The 10,011-nt window shown below is 59.7% G+C and carries 8 protein-coding genes; 6 read left to right on the top strand and 2 right to left on the bottom strand.

The window, feature by feature from the left end; all coding sequences use genetic code 11:
- Window positions 1–37: 37 nt before the first annotated feature.
- A complete protein-coding gene (gene phaR, locus AC4GMC_RS15515) occupies window positions 38–610 on the top strand; it encodes a polyhydroxyalkanoate synthesis repressor PhaR (protein WP_487878278.1) in 573 nt (190 codons plus the stop codon).
- Window positions 611–661: 51 nt separating this feature from the next.
- Here the strand turns inward: phaR and AC4GMC_RS15510 are convergent, their stop codons facing one another.
- Entirely contained in the window at window positions 662–2,032 is a 1,371-nt protein-coding gene (locus AC4GMC_RS15510) for an aminotransferase (RefSeq protein WP_487878277.1), read from the bottom strand.
- A gap of 171 nt (window positions 2,033–2,203) precedes the next feature.
- Here AC4GMC_RS15510 and otnK point away from each other — a divergent pair, with 171 nt between their 5' ends.
- The 5 genes from otnK (at window position 2,204) to AC4GMC_RS15485 (ending at window position 9,567) form a co-directional block, all read left to right on the top strand.
- Complete coding sequence (gene otnK, locus AC4GMC_RS15505; protein ID WP_487878276.1) at window positions 2,204–3,469, top strand: 3-oxo-tetronate kinase; 1,266 nt, start codon at window positions 2,204–2,206, stop codon at window positions 3,467–3,469.
- Entirely contained in the window at window positions 3,469–4,119 is a 651-nt protein-coding gene (gene otnC / locus AC4GMC_RS15500; protein WP_487878275.1) for a 3-oxo-tetronate 4-phosphate decarboxylase, read from the top strand. The genes otnK and otnC overlap by 1 nt, the downstream gene beginning before the upstream one ends.
- A gap of 204 nt (window positions 4,120–4,323) precedes the next feature.
- Window positions 4,324–5,547 carry an NAD-dependent epimerase/dehydratase family protein gene (locus tag AC4GMC_RS15495; protein WP_487876914.1) on the top strand — a complete coding sequence of 408 codons (1,224 nt, stop codon included), beginning with the start codon at window positions 4,324–4,326 and terminating at the stop codon, window positions 5,545–5,547.
- 92 nt (window positions 5,548–5,639) lie between these two features.
- Window positions 5,640–7,667, top strand: coding sequence for a cellulose biosynthesis cyclic di-GMP-binding regulatory protein BcsB (locus tag AC4GMC_RS15490; protein ID WP_487876913.1), 2,028 nt, complete (start codon window positions 5,640–5,642; stop codon window positions 7,665–7,667).
- 4 nt (window positions 7,668–7,671) lie between these two features.
- Window positions 7,672–9,567, top strand: coding sequence for a glycosyltransferase family 2 protein (locus AC4GMC_RS15485; RefSeq protein WP_487876912.1), 1,896 nt, complete (start codon window positions 7,672–7,674; stop codon window positions 9,565–9,567).
- On the opposite strand, the gene dtd is transcribed toward AC4GMC_RS15485, so the two are convergent.
- Window positions 9,545–9,982, bottom strand: coding sequence for a D-aminoacyl-tRNA deacylase (gene dtd / locus AC4GMC_RS15480; RefSeq protein WP_487876911.1), 438 nt, complete (start codon window positions 9,980–9,982; stop codon window positions 9,545–9,547). The genes AC4GMC_RS15485 and dtd overlap by 23 nt on opposite strands.
- Window positions 9,983–10,011 lie beyond the last annotated feature (29 nt).

The raw sequence follows: 10,011 nt of genomic DNA, 5'->3' as shown, positions 1-10,011 counted from the left end.
GGGTTGCTGCACCGCAAAGAAGCCTGGGAGGCACATCGTGGCCGAAACGGACAAAACGCTCCTCATCAAACGCTATGCCAGCCGTCGGCTGTATAACACTGAGACGTCCGATTACGTGACGCTAGAGGACATCGCGGGCTTTATCCGTGCAGGGCGTGAAGTACAGATCGTTGACCTGAAATCCGGGGATGATCTAAGCCGCCAGTACCTTCTTCAGATCATTGCAGAGCATGAAAGCCGGGGCGAAAACGTCCTACCGCTGTCGGTTCTGACGGATTTGGTGCGTAGCTATACAACACAAGCGCAGTCGGTTGTGCCGGATTTCTTGGCACAGAGCTTTGATATGCTACGCTCCGGCCAATCCAAGATGATCGAGAACGCCAGTGTGATGAACCCATTGGCCAAGATGCCAGGGTTTGAGGCGATGCAAGCGCAGCAAAAGGCATTTTTCGCGGCTATGACCGGCGGCTGGACCCCGGGTGATGAACCCGCAGCCGAGGCCAAGCCTCAACCTGCCGCTGAGGACGAAAGTGCAGCAGAAGAGTTGGACGCGATCAAAAAGCAATTGGCTGATATGCAGGCCATTCTGTCTAAGATGAACAAGTCCTGATCATCGTATTCGGGGCGGTCTTCGGACTATGAAATCCGCCCCTTCGTTGCGTTAACTGACCTCTTTGAAGACTTGGGTCAGTGCGCCTTCCAGTTTTTCGAACATCTCATCCATTTGTGCGTCGGTCATGATGAACGGCGGGCACAGCACGATGCTTTGACCCAAGGGGCGGCAGATCAGCCCATGGTCGGTGCAGGTGTTCGCAATCCGCTCTGAGATCGACAGATCCGCAGCAAACGGCGTGCGTGTGTCTTTGTCGCGCACGGCCTCCAGCGCTCCCATCAGCCCCTTGCCGCGCCATTCCCCGATGTGCGGATGTTTGGCCAATTCGGCCATGCCGGCCTCAAACCGGGGGGTTAGGGTGCGCACGTTTTCCATCAGGCCTTCGTTCATCACGACGTCAATCGCCTTGAGCGCGATGGCGCAGCCCACAGGGTGGCCGGATGCGGTAAACCCATGCGGGAATTCCTCAATCGCTTCGGCCGCGTTCTGCATCCTTTCGGACAGTTCAGCCCCCAAGATGACTGCACCCATCGGAAAGAACCCGGCGGTCAGATTTTTGGAGGAGATCACTGCGTCGGGCATGAAATCATAGGTTTCACAGCCCCAGGTGCTGCCCGTCCGGCCAAAGCCGCAAATAACCTCATCGCTGATGATCGGGATGCCGTGGCGACGCAGGATCGGCACGATGGCCTGAAAATACCCCTCGGACGGGGGGATCACGCCGCCCGCACCCATCACCGGTTCGGCAAAGAACCCCGCGATAGTGTCGGCGCCTTCACGTGTTATTGTATCTTCTAGCTCTTGGGCCATCCGGGCGGTGAATTCGGCCTCGGTTTCATTCGGACGACCTTCGCGCCAGTAGTGGGGGCAGCTAAGGTGGACGAAACCGGGCAAGGGCAGGCCAAATACAGAGTTGTATGGCTTGCCCGTCATGGATGCCGACACCGCGGTGACCCCGTGGTAGCCGTTCTTGCGGGTCAGGATTTTGCGGCGTTCCGGCTGGCCCTCCGCGGCCCAAAGGAACCACAGCATTTTGACCATGGTGTCGTTCGCCTCTGATCCGGAGTTGGTGTAAAACACCTTGCCGCGTTCAAAGGGCGACACCTCAACCAGCTTTTCGGACAGCTGCACGGTTTGGTCCGACATCCGCCCAAAGAAGGCGTGATAGCCGGGAAACCGGGCATATTGCGCTTGGGCCGCTTCGATCAGGCCGGGGTGATCAAACCCCGCGACCATGTTCCAAAGCCCTGAATTCGCGTCTAGGTATGTCTTGCCGTTGGTATCATGCACATACGGCCCGGTGCCGTGGGTCAGCACAACGGTGCCGCGCGCATGGATCGAGGGCAGGTCGGTGAACCCAAAGAATGAGGCAGCCTCGGCGCGGGCCTCCCAGCTTTGAGGAATGGTTGTGTCGGGCATTGTACGCTCCTGATCGGATTCGAGGTGATGCTACGCCCAACCCGAGGCGCGAGCAATCTCACGCGGCTTTGCATTTCTGCATCACTTGTCACAATCGCATAGGTGGGCAAAAGACAGTGCTTGTGGTTGGTGCGTGCCGGACTACAGTTTGTGCGTTCTTGGGAGGGTCTTATGTCAGTTTTTTTTGGTGCAATTGCGGATGATTTTACGGGTGCTACCGATTTGGCCGCCATGTTGGCGCGGGCCGGAGTGGCGGTGAACTTGCGGATCGGTATCCCCGAGGCGACTGATGATTTGGCTCCGTTTGAGGTGATCGCCCTCAAATCCAGGACGCTCCCACGTGAGGACGCGGTCAACCAAGCGCGCGCGGCCTTTGCGTGGTTGCGCGATGCGGGGGCTGAGCGGATATTCTGGAAATATTGCTCGACCTTTGACAGTACGGCGCAGGGTAATATCGGCCCAGTGGCCGAGGCGCTGATGACCGACATGGGCGTGAGCCAGACGGTCTATTGCCCCGCGTTCCCTGAAAATGGGCGGACGGTTTATAATGGCTATCTGCATGTCGGTGACCAGTTGCTGAGCGAGTCGCCCATGAAGGACCACCCGCTGACCCCGATGCGCGACGCGTCGCTGGCGCGGCTGTTGCGGCCTCAGGTCCGTCGTGAGGTCGGTGCGATCCACCTGCCCACCATTCGCGCCGGCGCAGGCGCGATTGAGGCCGCGATGATGCGGCTGGCCGAGGCGAACGTTGCCCACGTGGTGTTGGATGCAATCGCCTCAGAGGACCTTGATACGATTGCGGCGGCTGTCCATGACCTGCCGCTGTTGACCGGCGGCAGCGCAATCGCGCAGAGCCTGCCGGAATTGTACGCACAGGCCGGGGCACTGTCGCGGCCCGCAGCACCCGCAACGCCGCCCAGTTTGAGCGCGGGATCGGTAGTGTTGTCGGGCAGTTGTTCGGCCATGACCCGGGTGCAGGTCGGGGCCTATCTGGACCATGCCAAGGGCTTTCGGTTGGACCCGCTTGAATTGGCCAGCGAAGGCGTCCTGCTCGCGCGCCGGTGGTTGGCTGCACAGGACATCAACGCCCCAAAGATCATCTATGCCACTGCAGAGCCCGCGACAGTCGCCGCGGCCCAAGAAAAACTGGGCGTCGCGCGGGCGGGCGTGTTGGTTGAGGACGCGCTGGCGCAATTGGCGCTGGATGCGCGCAACCTTGGGGTGGGACGCATTGTGGTCGCGGGTGGCGAAACCTCAGGCGCTGTGACCCGCAAGCTGGAAATCGATCGCTTGGCCATTGGCCCCGAGATCGCGCCGGGCGTGCCGTGGACGTTCTGCAAAAGCGACGACAAAGATCTCGCGATTACGCTGAAATCCGGCAACTTTGGTAGCCCGAATTTCTTTGCCGAAGCGCTCGCGCTGTTGGAGAACGCATAATGTCGGCTGAGGCCAAACTTCGCGAAGATATCTGCACGCTTGCGGCCTCGATGTTTAATCGCGGGCTGACGTCGGGGTCTTCGGGCAATATTTCGGCCCGGCTCGAGGATGGCCGCTTGTTGGTCACGCCAACGGGTCATTGCTTTGGCCGCTTGGACCCCGCTACATTGTCGGTGATCGATGCGGGCGGGCGGCACCTAGACGGTGATGCCCCCACCAAAGAGGTCCCGCTGCACACCGCATTTTACGAAACCCGTGCGGCGCAAACTGGCGCGGTGGTGCACCTGCATTCAACCCATTCCGTCGCCCTGTCGCTTTTGCCCGAAACAGACCCAGACAACATGCTGCCCCCCCTGACGGCTTATGGGATCATGCGGCTCGGCAAGGTGAAATTGCTGCCCTATTACATGCCCGGTGATCCGGCGATGGGGGATGCAATCCGTGGGCTTGCGGGCAAGCGATCCGCAGTGGTTTTGGCCCATCACGGCCCCGTTGTGGCGGGCAAATCGCTGGAGGCTGCGTGCTACGCGATGGAAGAATTGGAAGAGGCTTCCAAGCTGGCAATCTTGACCCGTGGGCTGTCGCCAAAGGTGCTCAATGCTGCTGAAATCAACGGATTGGTCACGAAATTCAACGTTGACTGGGACTGAGTAGGTCCACTTTTAGCTGACTTATAGAACACTGCCCCCACATGTTGTGTGCGCCGTCCGATTGGGGCGGGCGTAAGGCGTTGTCGTCTGAAAAGGTCATAGTTTGGCCGAATAAATTCAAAATTCGTTAACCATACTGATCTCAGCAAGGGCATCGAGGGATGTTCTGACCACTGGGGGCGCTGTGCAATGAAAGGCAGCAGTATGAAGAACGTAGTCATTATCGGGGGAGACGGGTTTTGCGGCTGGCCTACGGCTTTGCACCTGTCGGCGCAGGGACATCGGGTTGCAATCGTAGACAATTTGTCCCGGCGCAAGATCGACCGAGAACTGGGCGCATCAAGCCTGACACCCATCGCCCACATCTCGGAACGTATCCAGACGTGGAAGGAAGTAACGGGCAACCGGATCGACTTTTTCCAGATCGATGTGGCGCGGGATTATGGCGCGCTTGAGGATCTGTTTGCGATGCTCAAGCCCGATACGGTCGTGCATTTTGGCGAACAACGTGCAGCCCCGTATTCCATGCGCAACGTATCGGCCAAACGCTATACGGTGGACAACAATATCCGCGGCACGCACAATCTTATGGCTGCCATCGCGGGCCTTGAGTTGGACACGCATGTTGTCCACCTTGGCACAATGGGGGTCTATGGCTACGCCGGCGAGGGCTTTACCATCCCCGAGGGATATCTGCCCGTAAAGGTCGAGAACGACGATGGGCAATGGTCCGAGCGTGAGATCCTGTATCCCACCAACCCCGGCTCGGTCTATCACATGACCAAGTCGATGGATCAGTTACTGTTTCAATTCTATGCCCGAAATGATGAAATCCGGATCACGGACCTGCATCAGGGTATTGTCTGGGGCACGCAAACGGATGAAACGCGTCTGCATCCCACGTTGATCAACCGCTTTGATTACGACGGGGACTACGGCACGGTTCTGAACCGCTTTTTGATGCAGGCCGCTGTGGGTCATCCGTTGACGGTGCACGGCACCGGGGGTCAAACACGCGCGTTCATCCATATCCGCGACACTGTGCGTTGTGTCGCCTTGGCCGTGGCGCATCCGCCCGAAAAAGGCGCGCCGGTCAAGATTATGAACCAAGTGACGGAACAGCACCGCGTGCGGGATTTGGCCCATTTGGTGGCTGATCTGACAGGTGCCCAGATCGCGATGGTCGACAACCCGCGCAAAGAAGCCGCTGAGAATGATCTGGTCGTTTGTAACGACAGTTTTCTCAAGCTGGGGCTGAACCCCACCACGCTCCGCACGGGTTTGATGGCCGAAACCGTCGAGATCGCGCAGAAATACTTGCACCGTTTCGATGCCGACGCTGTGCCGTGTGTGTCCACTTGGACGGGCCAGCAAAAGGCAGGGATCGTCACCGAAGAGGCACTGCATCGTCAGATCGCGGCAGAGTAGGGACCAAGGATCGTCCTGCCAGCACGCGCCCCAACAGACATCAAGTTCTGTGAAACAGGGCCGGGCTGGCTGGCGGATGAAAGGACACGCAAATGAGGCTTTTGGGTTTAGCGCTTTTCACGCTCCTTGTGATGGGGCTGATCCAGTTTGCGTTGTGGACGGATCGGGATACGACTTCTCGGGCGTTGGGGCCTTTGGCGCAGGCGGATCGTGTATTGCACGATTTTGCCTCGGACGTTGAGCGGCGCGATGCGCGACCCGGCGACCGTCATCATGTGATCGCTTTGCGCCAAGAGGATACATGGGGCGCGCTGTCTGGTTCCCCTGGGTATCACCGCGCGCGGTTCAACCTACCGCGTGAGGCGCGGGTTGAGGCCGGAACCCTAACGCTTGATCTAACTGCGCAGTTGCAACAGGACGGCGTCGCTCGGCTTAAAATCAACATCAACGGTCAGCGCCGGGGGGAATTGGTTCTGCCCGCGGGCAAATCCGAGCATCGCGTCACGCTGAACCTATTGCCCGCCGATCTGACCCAATCCGTGGTTGAGGTCACACTTGCCGCCAATGGCCGCTTTCCCACTGCGGTGTGTACGGCGCGGTGGTCTGGCGGGATGGTTTTGCGGGTCGAGCCCACAAGCCATCTGAACATCACGACCGAAGCACCGCTGACATCCCTTGGGGACCGGATGCGCGTTTCGGGCGATCCGGCGCGCGTTGTTTGGGGCGCGGGACTTGAGCCAGAGACCATGGCGCGGATGCTACGGTTCGCAATGAACGAAGCGGCGCTGGGCACGCAGGTTGGCTTTGTCGCGCCACAGGGCGGACGTGATGGTGCCGTCGTGCTAAGCTCAAATGATCTGGATATTGCCGACGAACATGTTGCTGCGACCGCCGCACCTGTGCTGGACCAGTGGCCCATGCAACCTTCGGCGGGGTCGCCCTTGTGGGATGCGAAGTTCTTTGAATATCGGACCAACTGGCGCATTCCCTACGACCTCCGCAGCACGCCAGACGGCACGCTGCCTACGCATTTTGATTTTGAGATGTCGCTTGTGGGGCTGGATCAAGCCGACCGCTGGATGTTGTCGGTGGTCCTGAATGGCCGCGCCATTCATACAGAACGCCTAAGCGAGAATGTTACGCGTATTGCCCGCAGCGTGGCCTTACCGGCAGAGTATCATGGCTTTGCGAATGTGTTGGAGCTGCGGGTCATGAATGATGAACCGCGCAGCGGGGTGACGTGCCTGTCGGGCACCCCCGTGATGGCCCAGTTAGAGGCCGGAACCCGCCTGCGCGGTGGGGCGCTGTCTGGGGATGCAGATGTGGCCGCCTTTGGTGCCGCTTTGCCGGGTGATCTTTCGCTTGTCGTGGCATCTGCGTTTAACGCCGCTGAGGCGACCAGTGCCGTGCAGTTCCTATCCGAGGCGTTTGGCCCAGCGACGCGTTGGACGTTGGCGGCAACCGATGATCGATATACGCCCGGCACGGTGCAGTTGATTTTGCGGACCACCTTAGGGCAGGCCGTTGCGCAGGCTCGCGCCGCTGGGGCCCACGATCTGTGGGTGCTGTGGCCACGACTGGGCAATGAGATGGACGCGCCCTACGCTTTGGTGCGGATCACGTCGGAAACGGATCTTGCGCCCCATATCCGCGCGGATGGGGGGCGGGTCGCGGCACTCGTGTCCTTACCGCCCGCGGCGCAAACGGCAAAGCCTGCGCAAACCGCGTACACAACCCCCAAGGTGATGGTGGCCACGCAGGTGGCACGTCCCGAGGCGCCATCAGCGGGCTTGGCCCCACGCGTGCCGAGCGGTTTTGCAGGTGTTTCTGAGCGTACGGGCCGGCCCATGCGGCCCGCGCTGGTTGCGTTCGGGCCTGAAATCGATCTTGAGACAACTGCGAACACGCGGCCCCCGCGGACGCTGAAACCGGGCAATCGGCCGATCCCTCGGCCTCGTCTGCTGGCGGTGACAACCGCAAAAGCCGGGCCTGACGTGATCCCGATGCCAGACCCTGAGCGCGTGCATCTGATTTGGCCGGTTCAGGGGCCAATTCACCCAAATGGGCCTGCGTTCATGGCGACTGCTACGACACCGCGCGCCAAGCCTGTGGTGAACTAGCCCTATGACTGATCAGCGCCCCACCGACGCCCCTACCGAGGCTCCGGCCAAACGCTCAACTCATGAGTTCTGGTCCGTAGACAGCGCACCCAAGCAATTTTCGCATCAGGTACCCCAAACTCGGGCACCGCTGTTGTTGGTGGTGTTTTGCGTTCTGTCCACCGCGTCGCTTTGGGGCTTGGGAAATATCCCGCTGCTTGCGGCGCTGTTCCCGCAACACGACCTCTACTTTTTCCAAGGGTATCAAGGGTATTACACCGTTTCGGTTCGAACGTTTATCCTGTGTTTTTACATCTCATTCGCGGTCTTCATGGACCGGCGTCCGGGGCATATGCTGGGAATTATGGTGGACATGTGCCTTAGCTATCTGGCGTTCTGTGTACTGCTCGACGGGGCGTCGGCGGTGATACACCTGTGGTTGGGTGTGGCGATGCATGTGAATGTGGTGGCCATCGTATCGGGTGTTGCGGGCTTTGCGATCTATTCGTTCAAATTGCTTGAACGGGGCCGAATGCCGCCCCCCATCGCGATGGAGATCGACACCCGCCGCAACTGGCAGACCATGGCGACCGTGGGGTGTGTTGCGTTGCTATGTGCTGGGCTGTCGATCTGGTTGACGATGCTGGATCTGAACGCTGTGCACGCCCTGCGCAACATCGCGCTGTTGGGCGGGATCGGGCCGGGGGTTTTCCTGTTTTTGCCAAGCTTCTTTGTGACGCTTTATCTGGTGTCCAGTCTGATGTTGCTGCGTGACCGGCATCAAACGTTCATGCCGCCAGTCACGTTCTTTGTGCCCGCTCATAACGAAGCCCACATCATCGGACGCGTGATCGCCGCCGCCGATGCCGCCGCCGCACAATACGCGGGTACGGTGCATATTATCATCGCCAATAACAATTCGACGGATGACACCCATGCCCTTGCGGACCGGGCGCTGGGCGATTGTGCGCATATGACGGGCGAGGTGTTTCTGGAGACACGGGCCGGAAAGTCCTACGCGCTGAACGCCGCGATCGACCGGGTCCAGACCGAATATATGATCCGGCTTGATGCGGACACGATCATGTTCCCTGATGCGTTAGTTAAGGTCATGCGCCACTTTCGCGATCCTCTGTGCGGCGCGGTGGGTGGACTGCCGTTTTCGCCTGGTGGGGGGCTATTTGACCGGGCTCGCTTTCTTGAGGCATTGGTCAAGCATGGGTTCTATTCCGTGGGCTTTACCACGATCAATTCTGTCGTCGGTGTGCCCGGCATGTTCGCGGCTTATCGCACGGAGTTGCCGCGCAAGCTGGGTGGCTTTGTGAAGGGGATGAACGGGGAAGACACCGATATGTCTCTCCGGATCGGAGAGCTGGGCTACCGGCTTGTGTGCGATCCGGACGTCCAATTCGAAAGCGAAGTGCCCGGCACATACCACCACATGCGTGAGCAGCGGATGCGGTGGTTTCGGTCGGTTTATCATATCTCATCGCGGTGTCGGGCGCTGATATTCTCGGCGCGTGCCACGGTGCGGGGCAAGGTCGTTCTGCCCTATATGCTCGTGAATTCGGGACGCCGCGCGATGGTCGTGCCCCTCGTGCTGTTTGGCTTGATCGAATACTTTGGCGGGTTCCACACGCTGCGCCCGCTTGAAATACAAGCGGTGATTGCTGTTGCGGTGGGCGCACCTGCATTGGTGGCGTGTTTCGCATGTTTGATCAACGGCAAGCCGATGGCATTGTTGTACCTGCCGGAGTATTTGATTTTTCGCATCTTGAGGGCGTATTTCACGCTTGAATCAATGCTCTCGATCTCAATTAAGAGCTATGCAGAAAGCCTAGATGAGCCGGTTCTGGACGTGGCCACGATCCGGGGGTGGTTTGGGCGGCGACGCGCGCCTAACGCTCAATCTGAATCGTAACGGGGCCGTCGTTGACTAGGCTCACGGCCATGTCCGCGCCAAACTTGCCTGTTTGGGTCGGCACGCCCTGCGCCGCGAGCCGGGCGGCAAAGTAATCATACAGCTTTTCACCCTCATCCGGGGCGGCAGCCGCCGAAAAGCCCGGGCGATTGCCGCGCGATGTGTCGGCGGCCAGCGTGAATTGACTGATCACAAGTGCGCTGCCTTGTGCGTCCAGCAAGGATCGGTTCATTTTTCCCGCGTCGTCTTTGAAAATGCGCAACTTGGCGATTTTGTCGACCAGCGCATCGGCGTTGTCTGTCGTATCGCCCTGCATTGCGCAGACCAAGATCATCACGCCGGGACCGCATTCACCGATCAACGCATCGTCCACATGGACCTGCGCGTTGCGGACGCGTTGGACAACGGCCCTCATAGCTCGGACCGGTGGGGCGGGTTGGCGCC

The sequence above is a fragment of the Thalassobacter sp. genome, assembly GCF_982993085.1.
The sequence above is the reverse complement of the archived record's forward strand: the minus strand, read 5'-3'. Positions and strand labels throughout refer to the sequence as shown.